The sequence below is a fragment of the Streptomyces caniscabiei genome, from assembly GCF_014930365.1.
Classification (GTDB): domain Bacteria; phylum Actinomycetota; class Actinomycetes; order Streptomycetales; family Streptomycetaceae; genus Streptomyces; species Streptomyces caniscabiei.
On the sequence record NZ_JABXWI010000004.1, the window covers coordinates 455,715 to 479,879 of the forward strand.

20 protein-coding genes are annotated in these 24,165 nt (G+C 72.1%); 9 read left to right on the forward strand and 11 right to left on the reverse strand.

Annotated elements, in window-relative coordinates; translation table 11 throughout:
• Nucleotides 1–74: 74 nt before the first annotated feature.
• The 3 genes from HW837_RS13720 to HW837_RS13730 form a co-directional block, all read right to left on the reverse strand.
• Nucleotides 75–1,334 (reverse strand): MFS transporter, encoded by a 1,260-nt coding sequence (locus HW837_RS13720; protein WP_193379809.1) that lies wholly within the window; start codon nucleotides 1,332–1,334, stop codon nucleotides 75–77.
• Nucleotides 1,335–1,414: 80 nt separating this feature from the next.
• Entirely contained in the window at nucleotides 1,415–2,050 is a 636-nt protein-coding gene (locus HW837_RS13725) for an ArsR/SmtB family transcription factor (protein WP_193379808.1), read from the reverse strand.
• Nucleotides 2,051–2,206: 156 nt separating this feature from the next.
• Entirely contained in the window at nucleotides 2,207–2,899 is a 693-nt protein-coding gene (locus HW837_RS13730) for a TetR/AcrR family transcriptional regulator (RefSeq protein ID WP_193379645.1), read from the reverse strand.
• Between the two features lie 147 nt (nucleotides 2,900–3,046).
• Here HW837_RS13730 and HW837_RS13735 point away from each other — a divergent pair, with 147 nt between their 5' ends.
• The 8 genes from HW837_RS13735 (at nucleotide 3,047) to HW837_RS13770 (ending at nucleotide 15,337) form a co-directional block, all read left to right on the forward strand.
• Nucleotides 3,047–4,525, forward strand: a complete 1,479-nt coding sequence (locus tag HW837_RS13735; protein WP_045561323.1) for an APC family permease — start codon at nucleotides 3,047–3,049, stop codon at nucleotides 4,523–4,525.
• 235 nt (nucleotides 4,526–4,760) lie between these two features.
• Nucleotides 4,761–6,434 (forward strand): amidohydrolase, encoded by a 1,674-nt coding sequence (locus HW837_RS13740; protein WP_045561324.1) that lies wholly within the window; start codon nucleotides 4,761–4,763, stop codon nucleotides 6,432–6,434.
• A 215-nt stretch (nucleotides 6,435–6,649) separates the two neighbouring features.
• Nucleotides 6,650–7,789, forward strand: coding sequence for a LacI family DNA-binding transcriptional regulator (locus HW837_RS13745; protein ID WP_045561325.1), 1,140 nt, complete (start codon nucleotides 6,650–6,652; stop codon nucleotides 7,787–7,789).
• Nucleotides 7,790–8,087: 298 nt separating this feature from the next.
• A complete protein-coding gene (locus tag HW837_RS13750; protein ID WP_045561326.1) occupies nucleotides 8,088–9,482 on the forward strand; it encodes an ABC transporter substrate-binding protein in 1,395 nt (464 codons plus the stop codon).
• Nucleotide 9,483: 1 nt separating this feature from the next.
• A complete protein-coding gene (locus tag HW837_RS13755; protein ID WP_045561327.1) occupies nucleotides 9,484–10,404 on the forward strand; it encodes a carbohydrate ABC transporter permease in 921 nt (306 codons plus the stop codon).
• Nucleotides 10,401–11,330: a carbohydrate ABC transporter permease gene (locus HW837_RS13760; protein WP_045561328.1), complete on the forward strand. Its 930-nt coding sequence runs from the start codon at nucleotides 10,401–10,403 to the stop codon at nucleotides 11,328–11,330. The genes HW837_RS13755 and HW837_RS13760 overlap by 4 nt, the downstream gene beginning before the upstream one ends.
• A 54-nt stretch (nucleotides 11,331–11,384) precedes the next feature.
• The gene (locus HW837_RS13765; protein ID WP_193379644.1) at nucleotides 11,385–13,523 is read left to right on the forward strand and encodes a beta-galactosidase; all 2,139 of its coding nucleotides are present in this window, start codon (nucleotides 11,385–11,387) and stop codon (nucleotides 13,521–13,523) included.
• Between the two features lie 8 nt (nucleotides 13,524–13,531).
• Nucleotides 13,532–15,337, forward strand: a complete 1,806-nt coding sequence (locus HW837_RS13770) for an RICIN domain-containing protein (protein WP_045561330.1) — start codon at nucleotides 13,532–13,534, stop codon at nucleotides 15,335–15,337.
• A 207-nt stretch (nucleotides 15,338–15,544) separates the two neighbouring features.
• Here the strand turns inward: HW837_RS13770 and HW837_RS13775 are convergent, their stop codons facing one another.
• The 5 genes from HW837_RS13775 to tap all read right to left on the reverse strand — a co-directional run bounded on the left by HW837_RS13775 (nucleotide 15,545) and on the right by tap (nucleotide 19,710).
• A complete protein-coding gene (locus HW837_RS13775) occupies nucleotides 15,545–16,048 on the reverse strand; it encodes an HAD domain-containing protein (RefSeq protein ID WP_093790899.1) in 504 nt (167 codons plus the stop codon).
• Complete coding sequence (locus HW837_RS13780) at nucleotides 16,045–16,293, reverse strand: helix-turn-helix domain-containing protein (RefSeq protein WP_060887565.1); 249 nt, start codon at nucleotides 16,291–16,293, stop codon at nucleotides 16,045–16,047. The genes HW837_RS13775 and HW837_RS13780 overlap by 4 nt, the downstream gene beginning before the upstream one ends.
• Entirely contained in the window at nucleotides 16,293–16,790 is a 498-nt protein-coding gene (locus tag HW837_RS13785; protein WP_045561333.1) for a DUF2975 domain-containing protein, read from the reverse strand. Before HW837_RS13785 ends, HW837_RS13780 begins: the two co-directional genes overlap by 1 nt.
• 76 nt (nucleotides 16,791–16,866) lie before the next feature.
• Nucleotides 16,867–17,421, reverse strand: a complete 555-nt coding sequence (gene tpg, locus HW837_RS13790) for a telomere-protecting terminal protein Tpg (protein WP_045561334.1) — start codon at nucleotides 17,419–17,421, stop codon at nucleotides 16,867–16,869.
• Nucleotides 17,422–17,424: 3 nt separating this feature from the next.
• A complete protein-coding gene (gene tap, locus HW837_RS13795) occupies nucleotides 17,425–19,710 on the reverse strand; it encodes a telomere-associated protein Tap (protein WP_313895484.1) in 2,286 nt (761 codons plus the stop codon).
• Between the two features lie 352 nt (nucleotides 19,711–20,062).
• Between tap and HW837_RS13800 the strand changes: the two genes are divergently transcribed.
• Complete coding sequence (locus tag HW837_RS13800) at nucleotides 20,063–21,226, forward strand: ATP-binding protein (RefSeq protein WP_193379643.1); 1,164 nt, start codon at nucleotides 20,063–20,065, stop codon at nucleotides 21,224–21,226.
• Between the two features lie 136 nt (nucleotides 21,227–21,362).
• Here the strand turns inward: HW837_RS13800 and HW837_RS13805 are convergent, their stop codons facing one another.
• From HW837_RS13805 to HW837_RS13815, 3 genes are all read right to left on the reverse strand, one after another.
• A complete protein-coding gene (locus tag HW837_RS13805) occupies nucleotides 21,363–22,262 on the reverse strand; it encodes a GNAT family N-acetyltransferase (protein WP_193379642.1) in 900 nt (299 codons plus the stop codon).
• 220 nt (nucleotides 22,263–22,482) lie between these two features.
• Entirely contained in the window at nucleotides 22,483–23,049 is a 567-nt protein-coding gene (locus HW837_RS13810; protein ID WP_093790903.1) for a hypothetical protein, read from the reverse strand.
• Nucleotides 23,050–23,143: 94 nt separating this feature from the next.
• A complete protein-coding gene (locus HW837_RS13815; protein ID WP_193379641.1) occupies nucleotides 23,144–23,953 on the reverse strand; it encodes an alpha/beta fold hydrolase in 810 nt (269 codons plus the stop codon).
• Between the last annotated feature and the right edge of the window lie 212 nt (nucleotides 23,954–24,165).

Consider the following 24,165-nt stretch of genomic DNA (forward strand, 5'->3'; position numbering starts at 1 on the left):
CGCGGGGACGCCGGACGGCGCCGCCGCAGTCCGACGTACCGGTGTCCGGGGTCATCCGTGCAGCCGTCCGAACGTCAGCTCGTCGCTTCCTGGTTGGGGTGGGGAGCGGTTTTCTCGGGGTGCCACCGCGCGACGTTCTTGCCGGTCCGGCGGTCCATCTCGCGCCACTCCGGCCGCAGTCCCGCGAGGCTCGTGATGAGGAAGTACACGGCTCCGCAGACGAGCAGTACGGGCACGAGGCCGGTCGAGGACACCACCGCCCCGGCGATCAGCCCGCCGAGCGGGGTGCCCGCCCACGCCAGCGAGTCGCCCAGCGCGTTGACCCGGCCCAGCAACCGGCGTGGGACCCGCTCGATGAGGACGGCCCCGATCACCGGGTTGAGGAAGCCCGCGCCGAATCCACTGACCGCGAAGACGGCCAGCACCACTCCCGGCGGAGCGTCGACGGTGAGGATCAGGAATCTCGGAGCACCGGCCAGCAGGAACCCGCCGAGGAACACGAGCCTCCGGCGCAGCCGGTGTGCGGCCAGGGCCGCTATCAGACTTCCCGCGACCGCCGCGGCTCCCATCGCGCTGCCGGTGAGACCGATCGCCGACGGCCCGTTGCCGGACTCCTTGGCCCAGACGGGCATGAGCACCGTCATGAACGCGGCGTCGAGCAGGTTGGTGATCCCCACCATGACGATCACGGTGAGCAGCAACGGCTCGGTCCGCAGAAAGGCGAAGCCCTCGCCGAAGCGTTTCCAGTAGCCCGCCCCCGTCTCCCCGGCCGGCGACGAGGCGCCCTCGGCGTGCTCCCCCACCCGGCGAGGCAGCGCCAACGCGGTGATCACCGACCCGAGAGCGAAGCATCCCGCGTTGAGGACCAGCACGGGCAACGGGCCCAGCAGCGCCACCAGCGAGCCACCGGCGGCCGGGCCGACGGTGGACGCGAGCCGCTCCGTCGCGCCGGACAGGCCGGTCGCCCGCTCCAGCCGCACCCCACCGCGCTCCGCCGCTTCCGGGACCATGACCTCCTTGGCCAGGTCCCCGGGTCCCCGGGCGGCGCCGATCACCGCGACCAGGACCAGCAGCAGCGGGAACGACAGCAGGTGCAGGGCGTGGCACAGCGGGACGGCGGCGACAGCGGTCGCGCTGGCGAGGTCCGTGGTCCAGGAGACGGTTCGGGGGCCGACCCGGTCCACCAGCGGCCCGGTGAGCGCCTTGACCACCACGTACGGAGCCGTCTCGGCGAAGGCGACCAGTCCGGTCAGTGTGGCGCTGCCGGTCGTGACCAGGACGAACCAGGGCAGTGCGACCGCCGACACCCGCGTACCGGTCAGCGACACCGCCATGGCCGCCAGCACCCCGCCCAGCGGCCGTAAGGACGACCGTCCTCCGGGCGGCGCGCCGTCGGTGCCTAAGGCGTCCCCCGTCACGACGTCTCCTCCCCCGCCTCGGTCTCCGACGCGGCGGGCGCGTCCAGTTCCGGCAGGATGTGGGCGACGACGCCGATCCGCCGGGCTCCCTCCGGGGCGCTCGCCGCCTCCTCGGGCGTGTCCTTCCGGTACCGGGCGATGACGTCCCGCAGCTCCTGCCGCAGGGCGACGGCCTCCTCGGGCGTGAGCCGCAACGCCCAGTCGCTCATGTCGAAGGTGTCCCGCCACGCGCCGGGCATCGTCTGCAGCTCGTTCAGCGTCTGCTGAGTGCGCAGGGTGTACGTGGTGGCGACGGACTGGAGGAACGCCATGGTGGCCTCGGGCTCCCGTTCGACCAGTTCGCGGTCGCTGAGCTCGGTCGTCTGATGCACCGAACGCCACCAGCGCTCGCGCGCGTTGCCACGTCCCGTGTCCTCCTCGACGAATCCGGCCGCCCCGAGCTGGCGCAGGTGGTAGCTGGCCGTCCCGGAGTTCACGCCCAGCCGCTCGGCGAGCCGGGTCGCCGTCGACGGGCCGTACTTCCGCAGCAGCCCGATCAGCTGCACCCGCACCGGGTGCGCCATGGCACGCAGCCCCTTGGCATCCAGAACGACGGAGGTCTCCTCGACACTCACGCCCTCGGGCCTCTTCATCGCATCGGTCACCCCACGAGGCTAGACCACAAAGGGTTCTTCGCAAAGGCTTCTTTGCGAATATCTCTTTGCGAATATCTCTTTGCGAATATCTCTTTGCGAATATCTCTTTGCGAAGAGATCTTTGCGGATAGGTCTTTGCGGAGGGGCCCCGGTTCAGCCCCTCGGCGCGCGGGCCGCCAGCGCCTCCAGCAGCAGGTCGACCGCGCCCTCGAAGGAGCTCCCGCCCATCGCCCGCAGATCCTGGCGCACGGCCGTCAGGGCGGGGTACACCGCCGGGTCCAGCCCTTGGTAGACCTCGCTCCACGCCCGATCGTCGGCCTCCCGCTGCCCGCGCGGGAGCGCCTGGAACGCCGCCTCCATCGCCGCGTGGCTGAGCACGGTGTCGATGAACGTCAGATACAGGCGACTCGCGTCGGCCGGCCCGAAGCCCGCCGCGAGCAGCAGCCCGATGCCGGTGTCGACGGCACGGATCTCGTTCGGACGCCGGGTCACCCGGTACGAGGCGAAGGCGGCCGCCCTGGGGTGGGCGAGGTAGCCGTCGCGGACCCGCAGCGCCATCTCGCGCAGGGCGGCCACCCAGTCGTCGCCGGGGACGAAGCCCGCCATCGCGTCGCCGATGATGCGGTCGGCGATGGCGAGCACCAGGTCGTCGGTGCCGTGGAAGTAGCGGTAGAGGGCGCTGGGGTCGCAGCCCAGGGCGGTGCCGAGCCGGCGCACGCTGAGCGCCTCCGGGCCGTGCTCGCCGATCAGCCGCAGCGCGGTCTCCACGATCAGCTCCTCGGAGAGGATCACGCCCGAGCGGGTGGGGCGGCGGCGGCTGCGTTCCTGCGGGACACGGCTGGGCATCGAGGGCTCCTGTCGGTCGGGGCGCGTACCGGCAGTGAAGGGGCAGTGGGCCCTTATGTCAACAGCATTGACGCAAGACGAACGCCGGGTGTTCCATCACAGTCCCGCGCGGCTCTACCCTCGTCACTCTCCCCACGAGGAGCCTTCATGTCATCCACTCCACTGCGCCGCTCCCTCGGTGTGGTCGACGGCGTCGCCATCGCCGCCTCCAGCACGGCCGCCACCACCAGCATCGCCATCGGCATGGGCACGATCGCGACCATCGTGGGACTCCAGGGCCCGGCCCTCCTGCTCCTCGCCTTCCTGCCCGTGCTCGGCATCGCCACCGCCTACGCCCGGCTCAACCGCTCGGAGCCGAACTGCGGCAACGGCTACACCTGGGTCGGCCGGACCCTGGGCCCCTGGCCCGGCTTCCTCACCGGCTGGGTCACCCTCGTCGGCTCGGTCATCTTCTGCGCGTACACCAGCGCCGTCATGGGCTCGGTCGTCCTGGCCTTCGCCAACAAGGCCGGGCTGCACAGCCTGGCCGGCGTCGCCCTCGATCCGACGTCCACCGGCGTCAGCACGGCCGTCGGGCTGGTGCTCCTGCTGGGTCTCACCGCCCTCGCCGTCACCGGCACCCGGGCCACCACCCGCTTCCAGTTCGCGCTGCTGGTCTTCGAGTACGCCGTGCTCATCGGGTTCTGCGGCTGGGCCCTCGTCACCGGCGAGCAGTCGTTCTCGCTGTCGTGGTTCAACCCCTTCGAGATCGGCGACGGCACCACGTTCGCCCAGGGCATGGTCCTCGCGGTGTTCTTCTTCTGGGGCTGGGACGCGGCCTTCAGTGTCACGGAGGAGACCAGGAAGCCGGACGACGCGGCCAGGGGCGGCCTGATCGCGCTGTTCGCGATGCTGGGCCTGTTCCTCTTCGCCTCGGTGGCCTTCCAGCGGGAGATGAGCCTCGCCGAGCTGATCGAGAACGGTCCGCAGGCGCTGCCGTACCTCGGGCAGAAGCTGGCCGCCGAGCCCTGGGCCACCCTGCCCCTGGTCGCCCTGATGTTCTCCGCCGCGGCCTCCGTGCAGTCCACGCTGATCCCGACGGCCCGCGGCCTGCTCGCGATGGGCCGGGACCGCACGATGGGCCCGCTGTGGACCCGGGTCCACCCGCGCTACGGGACCCCGGCCGCCGGTACGGTCGTCGTGCTCGCCGTCGCGTCCTCGATCGCGCTGCTGGCCGTCGCCCTGCCCAGGCTGAGCGACATGCTGCTGGCCGCCGTCAACGCCATCGGCCTCCTCGTCGCCCTCTACTACGGCCTCACCGCCCTCGCCTGCGCCGTCCGCTTCCGGTCCGCGCGGCACGAGGGGCTGCGCACGGCGGTGCTCGCCGTGGGGGTGCCCGGGGTGTCCGGGCTGATCCTGCTCGGCCTCGGCGGCTACCTCGGCTACTCGTACCTGACGATGAGCGACCACTTCGAACTGAGCCCCGACAACGGGTGGTTCATGTTCTCCCTGCCGGCCGTCATCGTCCTGGCGGGTCTCGGGATGGCCGCGGTCGCCAAGTACGTCCGCCGGTCGCCGTACTTCGCCACGGGGCGCGGCACGGACGCCGAGGCCCTCACCCTGCCCATGGACCGCACGCCGGCCTGACCCACAGGCCGGAGCGGCCCGCACGCCGGCCTGGCCCGCAAGCCCGAGCGGCCCGCACGCCGGCCCGCACGCCGGCCTGCCCCGCAGCCCCGAGCGGCCCGCACGCCCGCCGGCCCCGCGGACCCGTCCGGCCCCATGCCCGTCCGCCCTGTCCGCGCCCCCGCCCCGTCCGCCCTCTCCTCCCCATCCGCCCTCTCCGCCCCCACATCCGCGTCCGCCCAGGGAGTTCCCCCGCATGCCCCAGCCCCAGCCCCAGGCCACGGCCCCCGCCGACCTCGTCCTCACCGGCGGGCCCGTCCACACCGTCGACCCCGCGCGCAGCCGGGCCACCGCCGTGGCCGTGCGCGGTGGACGGATCACGGCCGTCGGCCACGACGAGGTGCACGCCCTCGTCGGGCCCGGCACCGAGGTCGTCGACCTCGCCGGGAAGCTGCTGCTGCCCGGCTTCCAGGACGCCCACGTCCATCCGCAGGGCGCCGGCCTGGAACTGGGCCTGTGCCACCTCGCCGACACGGTCGTCCCCGCCGAGTACCTGCGGCGGATCCGGGCCTACGCCGACGCCCGCCCGGACGCCGAGTGGATCACCGGCGGCGGCTGGTCCCTGGAAGCCTTCCCCGGCGGCGCCCCCACCGCCGCCGCGCTCGACGCGGTCGTCCCCGACCGGCCCGTCTTCCTGCCCAACCGCGACCACCACGGCGCCTGGGTCAACTCCCGGGCCCTGGAGCTGGCCGGGATCGACGCCCGCACCCCCGACCCCGCCGACGGCCGTATCGAACGCGACGCCGAGGGCCGGCCGACCGGCATGCTCCAGGAGGGCGCCGTCCACCTCGTCGGCCGGCTGGTGCCCGACCCCACCCCCGAGGAACAGCTCGCCGCCCTGCTGCGCGCCCAGGCGGTGCTGCACTCCCACGGGGTCACCGCCTGGCAGGACGCCATCGTCGGCGCGTACGCCAACATGACCGACCCGGCGCCCTCGTACCGCGCGGCCCTGGACCGGGGGCTGCTCACCGCCCGCGTCGTCGGCGCCCTGTGGTGGGACCGGGAGCGCGGCGCCGACCAGATCCCCGAACTCCTCGCGCGCCGCGAGGAGTTGAGCGGGGGCAGGTTCCGGGCCGGCACGGTGAAGATCATGCAGGACGGCATCGCCGAGAACCACACGGCCGCGATGCTCGACCCCTATCTCACCGGCTGCGGATGCGCCTCGGACGGCAGCGGCATCAGTTTCGTCGAACCGGGCGAGCTGAAGAAGTACGTCACCGAACTCGACGCGCACGGCTTCCAGGTGCACTTCCACGCCCTCGGCGACCGCGCGGTGCGCGAGGCGCTCGACGCCGTGGAGGCCGCCCGCACCGCCAACGGGCACCGCGACACCCGCCACCACCTGGCGCACCTCCAGGTGGTGCACCCCGACGACGTACGACGGTTCCGGGCGCTCGGCGCCACCGCCAACCTCCAGATGCTGTGGGCCGCCCACGAGCCCCAGATGGACGAGCTCACCCTGCCGTTCCTCGGCCCGGAACGCGGCGCCCGGCAGTACCCGTTCGGTGATCTACTGCGCGCCGGGGCCACGCTCGCGGCGGGCAGCGACTGGCCCGTCAGCAGCCCCGACCCGCTCCAGGCCGTGCACGTCGCCGTCAACCGTGTCTCCCCGGACGCCCCGGAGGGCACCCCGGAGTTCCTGCCCGCCCAGCGCCTCGACCTCGGCACCGCCCTCGCGGCGTACACGGCGGGCAGCGCCTACGCCAACCACCTCGACGCCCTCACCGGCAGCATCACCGTCGGCAAGGCGGCCGACCTGGTCGTCCTCGACCGGGACCCGTTCGCGCGCCCGGCCGACGAGATCGCGGCCACCCGGGTCCTGCAGACCTTCGTGGACGGGGTACGCGTCCACGCGGCACCCGACGCCTGACGTCCCCGGCACACGGCACCCGACGCAACATCTCCGTACGGCCGGACCCGCGCCGCACGAGCCGTGGGGCGCGGGTCCGGCCGTACGGAGATGTGTCCGACCCCTTGACGCCGGTCGTGTGACTGCGTAGACATGACTACGCAGACATGACAGCGCAGTCAGAAAGGCGATGTCTGACATCATTGGGTCGGTTCGTGCGGTCACCGGGAGGCATCATGACGCGAGGTACAGGGCGGGGCGGGGGCCCCGCGGCGCCGAGCAGCACGGATGTGGCACGGCTGGCCGGGGTCTCGCAGAAGACCGTGTCGAGGGTCTTCAACGACGAACCGTACGTCTCCGCCGACGTGCGCAGACGGGTCACGGAAGCCGCGGAGCAGCTCGGTTACCGGCGCAACAACGCCGCCCGGGCGCTGGCCTCCGGGCGGACCCGCTCCATCGGGGTGGTGACGCTGGGAACGGCCCTGTACGGCCCGGCCTCGCTGCTCATGGGGGTCGAACGGGTCGTCCGGGACACGGGTTACGCGCTCCGCGTGGTCAACACCGTGGAGGGCGACCCGGCCGGGATCGCCGGCGCGGTGGACTCGCTGCTCGACCAGGGCGTGGACGGCGTCGTCATCTCCGAGCCGATCGACGAGGCGGGCGAGAACGGCGACACCCCCCGCCTCTCCGTGCCCGTGCTGGTCATCGGCGCCCCGCCGTTCGTCACCGCGCCCGCGGTGCTGAACGCGGGGGACGGGGCCGACCTGATGGCGCGGACCGCCACCGAGCACCTGCTGGCGCTGGGCCACACGACGGTCCATCACCTCGCGGGTCCGCAGCGGTGGTACGCGGCCCGGGACCGGCTGGAGGGCTGGCGGGCGACTCTGACGGCACACGGGAAGGACGTGCCCGAGGTCGTCACCGGCGACTGGTCGGCCGCGTCCGGCTACACGGCCGGACGCGCGCTGGCCGAGAACCGGGACGTCACCGCCGTCTTCTGCGCCAACGACGACATGGCGATCGGTCTGATCCGCGCGCTGGCCGAGGCCGGCCGCCGGGTGCCGGAGGACGTCAGCGTCGTCGGCTTCGACGACATCCCGGTCGCCGCCTATGTGACTCCTCCCCTGACCACGGTGCGCCAGCCGTTCGACGCCGTGGCCCAGGAAGGGCTCAAGCGGCTCGTGCACGCCATCGAGAACCCCGACGCGGACCCGCTGCCGCCGAGCGATCCACCCATCGACCTCGTCGTCCGCGCCTCGACCGCGCCGCCACCGAGCCGGACGACCCCGGCCCGCGGCCGGCGCACCGCGCCCCGCCGCCGGGCGGCCACCCCCGCCCCGGTGCCCGCGGACGGAGGTGGCCCGGCACAGCGCTGAACCCCGTCCACCCACCCTTCCCCACGGCCGTCGCGGCCGACGCGTGACCCCGAGAACGAGCCGCAGCACCCGTCACGCCCCGCCGCCCCCGCGCGCCCCACACCGAGTCGACGCCGGGCCGCCCCCGTACCCCGCCGTGCGTCCCGAGCCGGGTCCCCACACCTGCCTCGGTCGTCCACGCCCCCTTCGCCCGACCTGACGGCGTCGACGCCGGGTCGGCGCGTCCCCCCGCATCCCGCACACCTCCGCACGCCTGTGTCCGGCGTGCCACCACCCTCGCCACCAGCCGGAGTTCACCATGCCCAGAAACCCCTTCGCAGCCGCCTCCTCCTCTCCCATGAGCCGTCGGCTGTTCCTCACCACCACGGGTGCCCTGTCGCTCGGGGCCGCCCTGACCGCCTGCGGCAGCGGTGACTCCTCCGGCTCCTCCGGCTCGGCCGAGCCCGTCAGCCAGGCCGACATCGACAAGGCGATGAAGACGCCGACCGAGCTGACGTTCTGGACCTGGGTCCCGAACATCGCCAAGGAGATCGCGCTCTTCGAGAAGAAGTACCCGGCCGTCAAGATCAAGGTCGTCAACGCCGGTCAGGGCACCCCGCAATACACCAAGCTGCGCACGGCCCTGAAGGCCGGCAGCGGCGCCCCGGACATGGTGCAGATCGAGTACCAGGCCATCCCGACGTTCACCATCACCGACAGCCTGCTGGACCTGCGCCCGTACGGCGCCGCCGAGCTCAAGGACCGGTTCGTCGACTGGACCTGGGGCCAGGTCAGCGGAGCCAAGGGCGAGGTGTGGGCGATCCCGCAGGACACGGGCCCGATGGGTCTGCTGTACCGCAAGGACATCTTCGACAAGCACGGCATCGACGTGCCGTCCACCTGGGACGAGTTCGCCGAGGCGGCCCGCAAGCTCCACAAGGCCGACCCGGACGTCTACCTCACCAACCTCGCGGCCAGCCAGCCCGCCGCCTGGCACGGGCTGCTGTGGCAGGCCGGCGCCAAGCCGTACGCGACCTCCGGCAAGGGCGACATCACCATCAGCGTCGACGACGCGGTCTCCAAGAAGCTCGGCGCGTTCTGGGGCGGGCTGGCGAAGGAAGGCGTGATCAGCACCGACCCGGATTTCACCGACGGCTGGTACGCCGGGCTCAACAAGGGCAAGTACGCCACCTGGATCACCGCCGCCTGGGGCCCGGCCTTCCTGTCCGGCTCGGCCAAGGCCACCGCCGGCAAGTGGCGCGCGGCCCCGCTCCCCCAGTGGGACGCGGCCAAGCCCAGCGCGGGCAACTGGGGCGGCTCGACCACCGCCGTCATCCGCTCCACCAAGAATCCCGTCGCCGCGGCCGTGTTCGCGCAGTTCCTCAACAGCGACCCCACCACCGCCAAGATGTTCGCCACCGAGCAGTTCTTCTTCCCGGCGACCAAGGCCCTGCTCACGGACCAGGAGTTCGTGTCGGACGCGCCGGCCTTCTACGGCGGCCAGAAGGTCAACCAGGTCTTCGCCGACGTCAGCGCCACCGTCGACCCCTCCTTCCAGTGGCCGCCGTTCCTCGACCAGGCGGCGACCGACTGGACCGAGACCGTCGGCAAGTCCCTCGCCGACAAGAAGGACACGGTCGCCGCCCTCGGCCAGTGGCAGTCGCGCCTGACCACGTACGCCAAGGGCCAGGGCTTCACCGTCAAGGGGTCCTGAGATGGCCACCACCACCCCTGCCACCGCCCCGGGCCGTTCGCGGCCCGGGGGCACCCGGCGCCGCCGCTCGGCCGGTCCCCTCTTCGTCGCGCCGTTCCTGGTGCTGTTCCTGCTGCTCTTCCTCGCGCCGCTCGTGTACGCCGCCTACCTCAGCCTCTTCCAGACCCGGCTGATCGGCGGGACGGTCTTCGTCGGCCTCGACAACTACGCCCAGGCCTTCGGCGACTCCCAGTTCCTGCACGGAGTCGGCCGTGTCGCGCTGTTCTTCGTGGTCCAGGTCCCCGTGATGCTGCTGCTGGCCCTGCTGTTCGCGCTCGCGCTCGACAGCGGCCTGCTGCGCCTGTCCCGGGTGATCCGGCTGGGCATCTTCGTCCCGTACGCCGTACCCAGCGTGGTCGCCGCGCTGATGTGGGGCTATCTGTACGGCCCGGACTTCGGACCGTTCGCCCAGCTGGGCCGGAACCTGGACCTGCCGGTGCCGAACTTCCTCGGCGAGAGCTGGATGCTCGGCAGCCTCGCGAACATCGTGACCTGGGAGTTCGTCGGCTACAACATGATCATCCTGTACGCCGCCCTGCGGACGGTCCCGTCCGAGCTGTACGAGGCGGCCGCGATGGACGGCGCCGGGGCCTGGCGCATCGCCTGGTCGATCAAACTCCCGGCGCTCCGCCCGGCGTTGCTGCTCACCCTGCTGTTCTCCGTGATCGGCAGCTTCCAGCTGTTCAACGAGCCGAAACTGCTCAAGGACCTCGCCCCGGACGTGATCAGCAGCTCCTACACCGCCAACCTCTACGCCTACACGCTCGCCTTCACCGGCCAGCAGGTCAACTACGCGGCCACGGTGTCCTTCCTCCTCGGTCTCGTCATCGTGATCGCCTCCTACGGCGTCCTGCTCACCGCCAACCGCAGGAGGACCCCGTGACGACGACCACCCCCGCGCCCACGGTCGCCCCGGCGGCGAGCAAGCCGGCGCGCGCCGCCTACCGCAAGAGCCGCCCGGACCGGCGCAGCACCCCGCTGACGATCGCCATGCTGGCCGCGCTGGCGTACTTCCTGCTGCCCCTGTTCTGGTTGCTGATCGCCTCGACCAAGAGCACGCAGGACCTGTTCAACAGTTTCGGCCTGTGGTTCTCCGACGCCCCGCAGCTGCTGACGAACATCAAGGAGACCTTCACCCAGAGCGACGGCGTCTTCGTGCGCTGGCTGCTGAACACGGTGCTGTACGCCGGGGTCAGCGCGGTCGGGGCCGCGCTGCTGGCGGCCGCCGCCGGCTACGGCTTCGCCAAGTACCGCTTCCGCGGCGACCGTCTGGCCTTCAACCTGGTCCTCGGCGCGGTCATGGTGCCCACGACCGCGCTGGCCATCCCGACCTATCTGCTGTTCGCGCAGGCGGGCCTGGCCAACACCCCCTGGGCGATCATCCTGCCCTCGCTCGTCAACCCGTTCGGCCTGTATCTGATGCGCGTCTACGCGGCGGACTCCGTCCCCGACAGCATCCTGGAGGCCGCTCGGATCGACGGCGCCGGCGAGGCCCGGATCTTCTTCGGGATCGCCCTGCGGCTGATGGCCCCGGGCGTGGTGACGGTCCTGCTGTTCACGCTGGTGGCGACCTGGAACAACTACTTCCTGCCGCTGATCATGCTCAACGACCCCGATCTGTACCCGATCACGGTCGGCCTGGCCTCCTGGGCCGCGCAGGCGCAGAACGGCGGGGCCGGCGCCAGCAGCGACATGCTCGCGCTCGTCGTGACCGGCTCCCTGATCTCGATCGTCCCGCTGGTCGTGGCCTTCCTCATGCTCCAGCGGTACTGGCAGAGCGGTCTGGCCGCCGGCGGCGTCAAGCAGTAGGGCCCACCGCCCTCGTACCACTCCCCCCACTCTTTCTCTCGGAGGTTCTTCTTCATGGCGGCTCTGCCTGACCGCGTCCTGTTCGGTGCCGCGTACTACCACGAGTACCAGCCGTACGAACGGCCCGCCGAACGCCTCAAGACCGACCTGGACCTGATGGCCGACGCGCATGTCTCCGTCATCCGGGTCGGCGAGTCGGTGTGGTCCACCTGGGAGCCGGAGAACGGCACGTTCGACCTCGACTGGCTCCAGCCCGTCCTGGACGGCGCCCACGAGCGCGGCATCTCCGTGGTGCTCGGCACCCCGACCTACGCGGCCCCGCCGTGGCTGGCCCGGCAGTACCCGGAGATCACGGCCGAGCGGCGCACCGGTGAGCGCATGGGCTGGGGCGCCCGCCAGGAGATCGACTTCACCCACCCGGCCTTCCGCTTCCACGCCGAGCGGGTCATCCGCAAGATCGTCGCCCGGTACGCCGACCACCCCGCCGTCATCGGCTTCCAGGTCGACAACGAGCCCGGTCTGCACCTCTTCCACAACCACGGTGTCTTCCAGCGCTTCGTGGACCACCTGCGCGCGAAGTACGGCGACGTGGAGACCCTCAACCGGGAGTGGGGGCTGGTCTACTGGTCGCACCGGCTGTCGACGTGGGCCGACCTGTGGACCCCGGACGGCAACGAACAGCCCCAGTACGACGTCGCCTGGCGGGAGTTCCAGGCCCGCCAGGTCACCGAGTTCATCGGATGGCAGGCCGACCTCGTCCGCGAATACGCCTCGCCCGAGCAGTTCGTCACCACCTGCATCTCCTACACCCGCCAGGGCGTGGAGGACGACGAACTGTCCGCCCGCCTCGACATCGCCTCCGGCAACCCGTACTACGACATGCAGGACGGTCTGCTGCTCCCCGATCCCACCCCCGACGGCCACGAGCAGAAGTGGAAGACGACCGGGGTGTGGGCGCTGTACCAGACCGCCGACTGGATGTTCTCCTCCCGCCAGGAGCCGTTCCTCGTCACCGAGACCAACGCCGGCTCGATCGGCATGGCCTGGGACAACCGCCCCGGCTACGACGGCCAGTGGCGCCAGGCGGCGTGGGCGCTCGTCTCGCGCGGCGCCCGGATGATCGAGTACTGGCACTGGCACACCCTGCACTTCGGCGCCGAGACCTACTGGGGCGGCATCCTCCCCCACACCGGGCAGCCCGGCCGTACGTACGCCGAACTCGCCCGGCTCGGCGCGGAGTTCGAGACGGCCGGTCCGCTCGTCGCCGGACTGGAACCGGACGCCGACATCACCCTGGTGTACTCGACGCCCAGCAAGTGGCTGATGCAGAAGTACCCGCCGCTCGCCACGCCGGACGGCGAGCCTGACCCCGCCGCCTACCACCGGATCTTCGACCCGTTCTACCGGGGCGCGTTCGAGGCGGGCCGTCAGGTCCGGATCGTCCACGCACGTCAGCTGCACGACCCGAGCGGGGAGCGCGCGGGCCTCACGCCCGAGGACGCCGTCCGCCGTCATCCGGTGCTGGTCGTCCCGGCGCTGTACCTCGCCGCCGACACCACCCTCGACTGGTTCGCCGCGTACGCGGAGGCCGGCGGCCATCTGGTCCTCAGCCCGCGCACCGGGTACGCCGACCACGAGGCCCGGGCCCGCACCGAACCGGCCCCCGGACGGCTGGCGGAGCCGGCCGGCGTGCACTACGACGAGTTCAGCAACCTGACACACGAGATCCCGGTGCGCCCGGCACCGGGCAGCCCGCTCCGGCTTCCGGACGGCGCGGCCGCGACCCACTGGGCGGACGGGCTCACCGTCGACGACGCCGAGGTGCTGGCCGCGTACGACCATCCGCACTTCGGGCGCTGGCCCGCGCTCACCACGCGCCGGCACGGGGCGGGGCGGATCACGTACGTCGGTACGGTGCCCGACCGGCGCCTCGGGCGCGCGCTGGCCGAGTGGCTGGCGCCGACCGCGCGTCACGGCTGGGCGGACCTGCCGGAGTCGGTCACCGCGACCACCGGCACGGCGGCGGACGGGCGGCGCGTCCACATCGTCCACAACTGGAGCTGGGAGCCCGCGAGCGTCCCGGCCCCGACCGACCTCACCGACGCGCTCGACGACACGTCCGTCGCGGCGGGCACCGCAGTGGAACTCGGCCCGTGGGACGTACGGGTCCTCGTCGCCACCGACCTCGACTAGGAGAGACCATGCACAGAAGACGAGCCGCGAGAGCTCTGGGGACCTTCACGGCGGCGTCCGCGCTGCTGGTGCTGCCCATGGCCAGTGCGGGGGCGTACAGCCCGACCGGTGGGGTCATGTACCAGCTCGGCGGCGAGGCCTGTCTGAAGGGGCGGGGCAACTGCGCGGTCTACCCCAAGTCGGCACAGCTGCCGACCGGTCGGCTGGTCGCGTCGTTCGAGAAGTCCACCGTCGTGAAGTCGACGGGCAGCGCCGACCGGCAGACCCTGCCGGTGTACAAGAGCGACGACGACGGCACGACCTGGCAGCCGCTGTCCGAGGTGAAGGCACCGGCGTATCTCTCGAAGGACCCGCGCCACGCGAAGTACACGAGCAACTGGACCAACCCGTTCCTGTACGTACTCCCGCAGCGGGTCGGGAAGTTGGCGGCCGGCACGCTGCTGCTGGCGAGTGTCGTGTCGGGCGACGACGCGTACTACGAGGAGCACAAGGCGGCCGACCCGGACTGGACGCCGTCCAACGACGGCGATCGCGCCGACATGGCCATCGCGCTGTACTCCAGCACCGACGACGGCAGGACCTGGAAGGTGGTCAACGTCGTCGCGACCGGCGGCTGGCAGGGCGGCAGCGCGGGCGCGGTCGGGCAGAACGTCGCGAACGCCAACACGCACCGGCAGGTGGATCCCCTCTGGGAGCCGTACCTGATGGTCCACAAGGGCAAGCTGGTCTGCTACTACTCCGACGAGAACGACTACCTCGGCTTCGACCCGGTCACCGGCGTCCCGAAGCTCGACCCGGCGAACGACACCGCCGAGGACTCGCACGGGCAGATCCTGGTCCACAAGACCTGGGACGGCCGCAGCGCGAAGTGGAGCTCCCCCGTCGTCGACATCGCCGGGTCGACCCAGGACATGGGCGGCGGGAAGTCGGAGATCGGCGGTGGCCGGCCCGGCATGACGAACCTCGTCCCGACGGCGGACGGCAAGTGGCTGCTCACGTACGAGTACTGGGGCGGCGGGGCCAACACCCGCTACCGCGTGGCGTCCGACCCGCTGACGTTCTTCCGGGGCTCCCCCACCGGCATGGGTGTCGACGCGCTGCCGGTGGTGGCCGGCTCCCGCCCGCTCGCACAGGGCGGCAGCCCGGTGCTCATCCGCCTGCCCGACGGGCGCCTGGTCTACAACGCCGCCGGCAGCGGCGACGTCTGGGTCAACGACAGCGGGCGCGCCGACGGCGTGTGGACGCAGTACCAGACGACGTCGCGTGCGGGCTACAGCCGCAACCTCCAGTACGTGAAGGACACCGGCCGGGTCGTGATCCTCAACAACCAGGGCACCTCGACGATCGCGTTCGCCGAGGTCGACCTCGGTGGATCCGCCGGCGCCTACCGGAAGCTGGTGAACCGGAGGACCGGGCAGGTCATCGGTACCGGGAACAACCCCACCGACGCGAACATCGGCAACGGGGACGTGCCCGACGTCGTCCTGGAGGACGCCGGGGCGGCGGCGGACCCGGACACCCAGTACTGGCACGTCGTCACCAAGTCCGACGGCGGTGTGACGCTGCTCAACAAGGCGGGCGGCCGGTCGGCGTCCGTCTGGACCGGCAACGCGACGGCGGGGCAGCGGATCGGCCAGTGGGTCGACGACAGCGCCACGGGCACCTGGGACGTCGTCAGGACCGGGGACGGTCACATCAGGCTGCGGTCGACGAAGAACAAGGACCTCTACCTGACCGGCGTCTCCGCCGACGCCCCGCTGACCCTGCGGACCGCGTCCACGGACGGCTCCCAGGACTGGAAGCTGGTCCGGTAGCCGGCGCGGCGACCGGCTCAGCGGATGCTGCTCCTCCTTCGACCCCGGCATCCCCGCCTACGACGACGGGGTCGATCCGCCGGCAAGGGGCTGGCCGGGTCGCCGCCGGGCCCATGACCTCGGCGCAGGTCAGGGAGTGGTTGGAGCACCGCTTCGGGCTGTGGCTGCCGCAGGCCTCCGAGCACCGGCGGCCGGCGGCGGTCTTCGTCACTCGCCGCCGAGCCAGCCCCGGAGCACGGTGAAGTCCGCCTCGGTCACGCCCACTTCGGGCTCGACACGGTGCAGGAGGGCCCGTCCGGGGTGATGCCGTGCCACCCAGGCGCGGTCGAGGCCGGTGATCTCGTCGTCGAGCCAGATGAACGGGCGCCCGGCGGCGGTGCGGACGAGGGCCCGGGTCTTCCAGTGCAGCAGATCCGCCCGGTCCTCCTCCGGTGCCTCCGGCAGATCCACGACCGGCCACCGCGGCAGGCCGAGCAGCGGGGCGATCACCTCGTTGGCGTCGTCCATCCACGCGGTGGCCCACATCGGTTCGCAGGTCAGCCGCAGCAGGCGCAGGCCGTGCGCGCGGTCGATCTTCGCCAGCTGAGGGTTCGACGTGTGCTGCCAGCCGGCCCACTCCTCGGCGGACGAGGGGAGCCGCCCGCCGCCGTACGGCAGGAGGGTGCCGTCGACGTCCAGGAAGAGCAGCGGGCGTGGCGTGTGCGCGTTCATGGTCGCGCTCCGGCCGTGGCGTCGTCGGGGGCCACGGTGTGGTCGGTCTCCCAGCGGAGCAGGTCACCGGGCTGGCATTCGAGTACCTCGCAGAGCGCGGCGAGGGTGGTGAAACGGACGGCCTTGGCGCGGCCGTTCTTGAGCACCGCGAGGTTGGCGGGGGTGATGCCGACGCGTTCCGCGAGTTCACCCACGGACATCTTCCGCCTGGCCAGCATCACGTCGATGTCGACGGCGATCGGCATCAGATCACCTCGGCCAGCTCGGCCCGCATCCGCGTCGCCTCGATGTCACGGTCGACGGCCTTCGCGAGCAGCATCCGCAGCACGAGGACGATGAGCGCCATCCCCAGCACCGCCAGACCGACGCCGCCGAGCAGCAGCACGATCCCGGGGGCCACCGCCTCGCCCGGGGCCAGGACCACACCGAGCGCGAACACCAGGGCCGCCGCCGCCACCATCGCGCCGATCACCCCGTGCACGTACCGGAAGGCCTCGTGGGAGAAGACCGTGTCCCGCCGGACCATCGTCACCAGCCGCCACACACAGACGAAGACGACCTGGACGGTGACCACGCCGAGGACCACGATCACGAGCGTCGGCGTCCGGACATGCGCCACATCGGCGTCGAGCCCGTCCAGATCCGCGGCCAGCAGTGGCACCATCACCGCCTGCACGAACACCGAACCGGCGAACAACCCCACGATCACGGCCCGTAGCGCCAGCACCGTCAGCTTCCCCATGACACCCTCCTGCACCCCTCACTCGACCAGCGATAGAAATCTATCGAGATTCGATAGAGCGGGCAAGGCATGGCCGTCAGAACGACACGTCGAAGTAGTCGATGTCCTGGAGGGCGACCTCCAGGCCGGCGGCGCGGCGGCCGCCGTCCTTGAAGTACACCTCCTGCAGTCCTTCCGCCACGATGTCGCGCAGGCGCTGGTCACTCGCCCCCTGGGCCTGCGCGTCGAACAGACGGCGCGCGTACTCCGGGGGAAGGTGCACGGTCAGGCGCCGGAAGCGGGCGTCGTCGGTCGTGCCGATCGGTGCCGTGTAGCCGAACTGGGCGCGCGTCTCCACGGTGATCCCGCCCGTGGTGGCGGCCTGCCGCTGCCGGCGGAGGCGTACCACGGGCTGCCAGCGGGAGCGGACGGCCGCGTCGATCCGCTCCTGGATGTGCCGGGGCGGATGTCTGCGGGCGCCGCGCCGGTAGCGGTTGACGGAGTCGGCGGTGATGCCGAGCTCGGCCGCGACGGCCTTGGCCGACTTCAACTGCCTGATCAGATAGCCGATCTGACCCTTGAGGGTCTTGGGCGGCGCCTTGGTGAACGCCTCCTGGTCGGCGCGCTCCAGGGCGTCGTCGATGTGGCCCACTGTCTACTCCCCTTCGTCGAACCGGGCGTCGTGACCGTCGCCCTTGATGTGGCGGGCGGGGTTGTGCCCCTGCTCCATCAGATCGACCGCCCAGGCCGTCTCCTGCACACCTTCCAGCTTGCAGAAGCCGGGATTCGCGCCGATCCGGAAGGTGCCGTAGACGGGGGTGCCGTCGCCGTTGGAGGGCAGGAAGTGCAGGGGTGAGGGGCCTCGGGAGGCGTAGACGACACAGTCGGAGAGGACCGCCAGCGGATGGAGGCCGGTCAGTGCGGCGAGCCGGGCGGCCTTGCGGTGCAGGTTCACCCGCGCCTTGGCGATGACGGCCGCGCGGATGTACGGGTTCCAGGTGGGGCGTTCCAGGGCGGGCCAGCGCTCTCCGTCCCTGTAGTGGCGGCCCTGGGGGCGTTCGCGGAGCTTGCCGATGCCGCCCTTGACCGTCGATTTGATCGCCGCCAGCACCATCGCGCCCTGCCGGTGCCGACGGACCAGGGTCGACAGTTCCCCGTCGCTCACGTCGGCCGGTGCGCCGGGCAGTTCGGCGAGCGCGGCACGCAGCGCGTCGAGCCGGGTCTCGTCGGCGGCCGCGTACGTCCGGTGCAGGGCCATGGCGTCCAGGTACGCCGCCGGGTCGGCGTCCTTGTGGACGGGGATGCCCATGTCCGCGCTGGTGGTGAGGTAGGCGTCCTTGAGCCGGTCGTGCCACGGGTCCAGGTACGCGCCCGTCTCGCGCCGCAGATACGCCTCGACCGGGCGGATCTCGTGGCCGAGCTCCTCGGCGTAGGCCAGGGTCGGCGTGCTGTACCAGCCGGGGCCCTCCGGGCGCAGGCCGGTGGAGGTGAAGGGGTTGGGCAGGCGGGGGTCCAGCTCGATGGCGGAGAGATCGACGAGCCAGGTGCCCGGGGCCTTCTTGTCGAACGCGGGCGCGGTGTGGTGCTCCGGCTCCGACAGGCCGACGGTGAGACGGGAGGCGGCGGCGAGGAAGGCGGTGTTGACGTCGATGCCCACGGCCCAGGGCCGCAGGCACTCCTCGTCCGACAGCAGCGCCGGATCGCGCACCCACTGGTGGGCCTCCTCGTCGAGGAAGCCACGGTCCCAGCCCTGCGCCACCGGGTGTTCGAGCGGCGCCTCCGGCGGTGCCGGGTCCGCCGGCCGGGTCAGCGCGCCGGGGTTCGGGCCGGAGACCCATGCGCCGGTCGCCTCGTCCTTGACGGGGCGGGTGGGCGGCCGTGTCGCGGTCATCAGCTCCAGGCCCGTCACCGCCGTCGAGCCGCGGGGCGTGAGCACCCGGGTCGCGAACACGCCGAGGACGCGGGCCAGATCGGCCGGGTGCAGCCGGGCGGCGTCGCCCCAGGCCCGGTTGTCCAGGGCGTCCCATGGCAGGATCGCCAACTGCACGCACTGCCGCAGGCCGCCCTGAGCGGGCCGGTAGATCCGCGGCCACGGACCGAAGCCGCGCTGGGTCAGCTTCCACTTGGCCCCGGTGATCTGCCGGACGACCGGGTGGTCGTCCGGCAGCCGCAGGCCCCGGCGGTCCTCCAGTCGCTGCGGCAGGCCGAACCGCTCCGCCGCCGAGGCGGTCAGCGCGATCAGCGGATCGGCGTCCTTGCCGTGCCGGTGCAGCCGGGCCGCACCGATCCCGGACTCCCGCAGCACCCACTCCGCCAGCCCCGGGATCGTGTCGGCCGTGCACTCCAGCAGCACTCCGCCGAGGCAGAAAACGGTGCCGTCACCGTCCAGCACGCCGAGGGGGCCGTGCGGGAAGGGAGCGTCGGCGGCGGGCGCGGGCGCCCGCGTCCGCGAGGGCCGCCGCGCCGCCGGCGCGGGCTGCCGCACCGGCTGGGACTCCCGCACGGGCTCGAACGACAGGGCCTGCCTCACCGGCTCGGCGGACGGGGCTTGCACGATCGGCTCGATGGAGGGGGCTTGCACGATCGGCTCGGCGGTGGGGGCTTGCGCGATCGGCTCGGGGGGCGGGGCCTGCCCCACCGGCTGAGAGGGCAGGCGCTGCTGCTCCGGCTCGGTCGCCGACTCGGCCGGGTACTTCGCCGCCCAGCCCTCCAGGAGCCGCAGATACGCCTGGCGTTGGGGCGGGCGTGGCTCGGATCGCCCGCTCTCCCAGTTCTTCACGGTCTGTTTCGTGGTCCGCAGCACCTGTGCCAGCCGGGCCTGACTGACGCCGGCCGCCTCCCGCAGCCGCCCCCGTTCGTCGGGCGCGGGCAACTCGGGCTCGCCCGCGAGCAGTTCGTCCACCGCGGCGAACAACTCTTCCTGACTCGGCTTCTGCTGCACACGCCACCTCCTACGCCCCCGCCACACTAGCAGTAATTAACCTCGAATTAGCTCTCTTCCTTATCCCTGAAACAGGATTCTCCCGCATTTCACGACCATGGACGCAGAACGAACGGGCACATGGCTCGGAAGGCCAAAAACAAGCGCCGAACGCGCCCGGGAAATACCCCCGCACGCCCCTCGAAGGGACCGCTGCCGCCTTCCGGAGGAGGCCGCCGGGCGTACGGCCACCCGACCCCGCGCCGCCGCTCACGGGCCCGCCCAGCCATTCACCGAACCGTCTCTGACCTGGTGCTTTACCGGAAATCGCCTAGGCTGAAGTCCTCTGCCCGACTCCCTCGGAGGGGACTTCGTGAGTGAGGAAGCCGTGGTGTACGACGCCACCCGTATCGAGGTGCCGGAGTGGCCGGAAGCCGTGCGGAAGCGGCCCGGTATGTATGTCGGATCGACCGGTGAACGCGGGGTGCACCAGTTGGTGTTCGAGATCGCCGAGCGGTCGGTGCGCGACGTCGTGGCCGGCCGTGCCCGGTCCGTCGGGATCACCCTCATGGCCGACGGCGGTGTACGGGTCACGGACGACGGCCCGGGGGTGCCCGTCGAGGCGGCCGGTCACACGGACGGCCCCGGTCTCGAAACGCTGCTGACCGGTTCGACCGGAAGGACCGGACCTGTCGACCGTCATGCCCCCTGCCTGGGCCCCTTCGGCGTCGGTCCCAGCGTCACCAACGCCCTCTCCAGCCGGCTGACCGCCGAGGTGCGGCGCGACGGGATCCGCTGGGTCCAGGAGTACGCCCGCGGCCGTGCGATCACCGAGCCCACGGCCGCCGGTACGGCGACCGGCAGCGGGACGACCGTCACCTTCTGGCCCGACGCCGACATCTTCCCGGCGGCGCGGTGCTCGTCCGCCGTCCTGACCGAGCGCTTCAGGGAACTGGCCTTCCTGAACCGACGCCTGGACCTGCGCCTGACCGACGAACAGTCACCGGGCGGGTCCCGCTCGGAGCGGTTCCGATTCCCGGGCGGGGCCCTGGACCTCGTCGCGTTCCTCGACGAGGCGTGCGAGGGGATTCCCCTCCACCCGGACGTCATCGGTGTCGAGCGGGAGGACGCGCGCATGGCGGGGACCGTGGAAGTGGCCTTGCGGTGGTGCGAGGGTCACGGGGAGGAGATCCGCGGCTTCGCCAACAGCCGGCCCACTTCCGAAGGCGGCACCCACCTGACGGGCTTCCGCGACGGGCTGACGGCCGCGATCGACGCCTACGCACGCGGGCGGCGGTTGCTCACCGCGTCGGACCCCGGTCTCGGCGCCGACCGGATCACCGAGGGCCTGACGGCGGTCGTGTCGGTGAAGCTGGACCGGCCCGAGTACCTCGGCGCCACCCGCGGACGGCTCGGCGGCGCGGACGTGCGGGCCGGCGTCGCGGAGGTGGTCCGTGAAAGCCTGGGGACCTGGCTGGAGGCCCATCCGGAACAGGCCCGAGCCGTCGTCGGCCGCCTTCTGCGGCGGGGCCGGTAAGGGGTGATGGCGCAGCATCTCCCCGGAGTACGCCATCGCGCGGTCTGACGTCCCTCTTGTCGTCAGGGCCGCCAGGCACCGGTGAGTGGTCCGGGCCTGCCCTCGGACCGGATCACTCACCGCGTGCTGCTCCTCGCTAGGCCGCTCGGCCCGCCGGGTGGAAGTTGATGCGTTCGCTGATGACGGGGAAGCCGGCCTTGGTGAAGTTCGCGGCCATGGGGAAGTTGTCGCGGTCCGTGGCTGCGCTGACGGACTCCGCGCCCTGCTCGACGAGGAAGTGGGTGCACTCCGCGAGGAGGTCGTAGGCATAGCCGCGGCCGCGCTGTTCCGGTACGACTCCGATGAAGCCGATGGTCGGGCCGGACGGGTTGTGGGCCGGGATGTGGATGCCTGCCAGGTCGCCCTCCGGGGTGTGCGCGACCTGCCACCACTCCCGCGGGGAGGGACACCAGTGGAAGAAGTCGAGTTCCTCCTGGGCGGCCCGGTCGAGGCCACCCTCCTCCGTGGCCCTGAGCGCGTGGGCGTCCAGGGTGACGGAGTGGATGCGGCGCAACGCGTCGAAGAACACGGCGTCGTCGGGTTCGGCGCTGAAGCGCAGCCGTCCGGGCCGCTCGGGCAGGCCCTGCTCCGGGATCCAGCGGTAGAGGAAGCGTTCCACCAGGAGTTCGTACCCCGCGGCGCGTGCGGCGCCGAAGCGCGTCTCGGCGGTGGCGCGCAGGTCGTTCCTCTCCCGCCAGCCGCCGGGCAGGTTGATCTCGAGTTCGACCTGCCAGGGAGCGGTGCGCAGGAGTTCGGCTCCGGCCTCCTCCTCGCCCTCGGCCACGTCGAACCAGTTGATGTTGACGGGCTCCGAGTCGCCGGGGCCGCCCCACCATGCGCCGCGTGCGACGACCTCGCCGTCGCGCAGGGCGACGCGCTTCCAGTCGGGGCGGAACCGGGTACGCCGGTGGGCTTCACGGGCGCCCAGGGGGTCGGGGAGTGCGTCGAAGAGATGAGCATCGCTCGCGGAGAGCGTGCGGATGACCAGATCGGTCATGGATTCCTCCGGGATACAGGCTGTTTGGAGCGCTCCCGGTCAGAACTGGCGAACCACGCCGGGACAGCGGAAAAGGGAGCGCTGGAAAGTCATGAACTGCACGGCACTCGCCTCCTTCCGTCCGTTTCAGGGCGTGAAGCCACACCGTACGTGATCTTCCGCGGGTCCGTCCACGGATTCCGCTAGCCGCACGGGAACAGGGGCTCCCCTGATGTCCGGGTCAGGACATCAGGGCGAGGAGTCCGATCTCCGGGGCCAGGGCTCCGGGCTGGGCAAGGGCGCGGAAGTCGTCCTCGACCGAGGCCAGGTCGAGGACGCCGGCGCGCACGGCGCCGTAGCGGACCAGCGACCACAGGAAGACGTCGAGGTTGTCGTACTGGGTGTCGGCCTCGATGACCTGCTCCTCGTGGAACCACACCGCGACGCGGCCGTCGGTGAGGACGACGTAGTAGTTGCCTCCGCCGTCGCAGCCGACGGACCACACGTCGTCGTCGGAGAGCTCCGTCTCGTAGTCGGAGTCGAGGATCACCGCGTCGTTCTCGGCGAACTCGAAGGCGTACGACCAGTCGTAGAGGTCGAGGAACCGCGGCATGGCTCCCGAGCGGACCCTGCGGTCGAACGCGGCCAGTGCGGTCGCGGCGGCGGGCGGGAGCCGGGTGAGGAACGGGGCGACCGGGCGGGTCGACGCGGGCAGGTCGACGCGCTCCTCGTCGGGGAACCAGCGCGCCAGATCCGCGTCCAGCCCGCGCTCCACATATCCGGTCAGCTGATCGACGGTGAGAGGCATGCCGCGAGGCTAGCCGAGGGAGATGAAGCGGAGAGTGCCTGTTCAGTGGGTTACGTAGGCCCGTACGTACTTCCACCGACCTGCGGCCCGCGTGTCAGTCGGCCGGTCCCCCGGCCGCCCAGTCGCGGATGAGCCGGATCGTGCGGTCGGTCCGCTCCTCGTGCACATAGTGGCCGGTGTGGGGCCAGTGCTCGACGCGCGAGCCGGGCACCCGCAGGGTGCCGCGCTCCCACTCGGCGTACTCCTCGAACGACCACACCGTGAGCGCCGGTTGGGTCCGGCGGCGCAGATACGTCTCGCTGTGCGGGCGGACCCCCACCGCTCCGGGATCGGTGTACATACCGGCGTACGCCTGGGCGATGACGTGGTCCGGTGTGCCGAGCACGGTGCGGATGTGTGCGGTACGGAGTCCGGGCGGGGCCTGCGGGGAGAAGGCGCCGGCCACGAGGTCGGCGGCGGCCAGGGCGCCGTGCTCCCGGTACGCGGCGAGGCGGGCGGGGATCCCGGCGGCCTCGGCCGCGTCGGCGCCGTGCGCGGGGTCGAGGGCGATGACCGAGCGCACAGCCCCCGGGTGGCGGACGGCGAGCAGGTTGACGACCTGGACGCCCATGGAGTGGCCGACGGCGACGACCGGACCGACGTCCAGGGAGTCGATCAGCGCGGCCAGGTCCTCGGCCATCTCCGCCGGGGTGTTGCCCTCGTCCGGGACCTCGGAGCGGCCGTGGCCGCGCAGGTCGGGGACGAGGACGCGGAACCGGTCGGCGAGCGCCTCGGCGTGCGGCGACCATTCCCGGCCGTCGCCGCCCCAGCCGTGCACGAGCAGCAGCGCGGCGGCGCCCTCGTCGGCCCGAGGGCCGAGGGAGGTGCAGAAGAGGCGGATGCGGCCGAGGTCCAGCAGGGTCATGAGGGGTCGTCCGAGGTGGTGCGGTGGGTGGCGTGCGCGCATCCGCGCGGGACGGGAGCATGGGTCACGGGGCACTCCGCCGGGTCGGTGATTCAGAGCGTGGACAGCAGTGTGCCCAACCCAGCGGTGTCGCACCGGTTCGGCGCGCCCTCCGCCCGGAGCCGGACCACCGCCCGGGGAGCTGCCGGGGGGACGGACCGGCTGGTGCCATC

What these genes read in the sequence shown, in the direction of transcription:
- HW837_RS13745 (WP_045561325.1), top strand. Translation starts at nt 6,650, where the DNA reads ATGACGCGAGGTACAGGGCGGGGCGGGGGCCCCGCGGCGCCGAGCAGC.
- HW837_RS13805 (WP_193379642.1), bottom strand. Translation starts at nt 22,262, where the DNA reads ATGACCGATCTGGTCATCCGCACGCTCTCCGCGAGCGATGCTCATCTC.
- HW837_RS13810 (WP_093790903.1), bottom strand. Translation starts at nt 23,049, where the DNA reads ATGCCTCTCACCGTCGATCAGCTGACCGGATATGTGGAGCGCGGGCTG.
- HW837_RS13750 (WP_045561326.1), top strand. Translation starts at nt 8,088, where the DNA reads ATGCCCAGAAACCCCTTCGCAGCCGCCTCCTCCTCTCCCATGAGCCGT.
- HW837_RS13740 (WP_045561324.1), top strand. Translation starts at nt 4,761, where the DNA reads ATGCCCCAGCCCCAGCCCCAGGCCACGGCCCCCGCCGACCTCGTCCTC.
- HW837_RS13770 (WP_045561330.1), top strand. Translation starts at nt 13,532, where the DNA reads ATGCACAGAAGACGAGCCGCGAGAGCTCTGGGGACCTTCACGGCGGCG.
- HW837_RS13815 (WP_193379641.1), bottom strand. Translation starts at nt 23,953, where the DNA reads ATGACCCTGCTGGACCTCGGCCGCATCCGCCTCTTCTGCACCTCCCTC.
- HW837_RS13775 (WP_093790899.1), bottom strand. Translation starts at nt 16,048, where the DNA reads ATGAACGCGCACACGCCACGCCCGCTGCTCTTCCTGGACGTCGACGGC.
- HW837_RS13735 (WP_045561323.1), top strand. Translation starts at nt 3,047, where the DNA reads ATGTCATCCACTCCACTGCGCCGCTCCCTCGGTGTGGTCGACGGCGTC.
- HW837_RS13755 (WP_045561327.1), top strand. Translation starts at nt 9,484, where the DNA reads ATGGCCACCACCACCCCTGCCACCGCCCCGGGCCGTTCGCGGCCCGGG.
- HW837_RS13725 (WP_193379808.1), bottom strand. Translation starts at nt 2,050, where the DNA reads ATGAAGAGGCCCGAGGGCGTGAGTGTCGAGGAGACCTCCGTCGTTCTG.
- HW837_RS13765 (WP_193379644.1), top strand. Translation starts at nt 11,385, where the DNA reads ATGGCGGCTCTGCCTGACCGCGTCCTGTTCGGTGCCGCGTACTACCAC.
- HW837_RS13785 (WP_045561333.1), bottom strand. Translation starts at nt 16,790, where the DNA reads ATGGGGAAGCTGACGGTGCTGGCGCTACGGGCCGTGATCGTGGGGTTG.
- HW837_RS13730 (WP_193379645.1), bottom strand. Translation starts at nt 2,899, where the DNA reads ATGCCCAGCCGTGTCCCGCAGGAACGCAGCCGCCGCCGCCCCACCCGC.
- HW837_RS13780 (WP_060887565.1), bottom strand. Translation starts at nt 16,293, where the DNA reads ATGCCGATCGCCGTCGACATCGACGTGATGCTGGCCAGGCGGAAGATG.
- HW837_RS13720 (WP_193379809.1), bottom strand. Translation starts at nt 1,334, where the DNA reads ATGGCGGTGTCGCTGACCGGTACGCGGGTGTCGGCGGTCGCACTGCCC.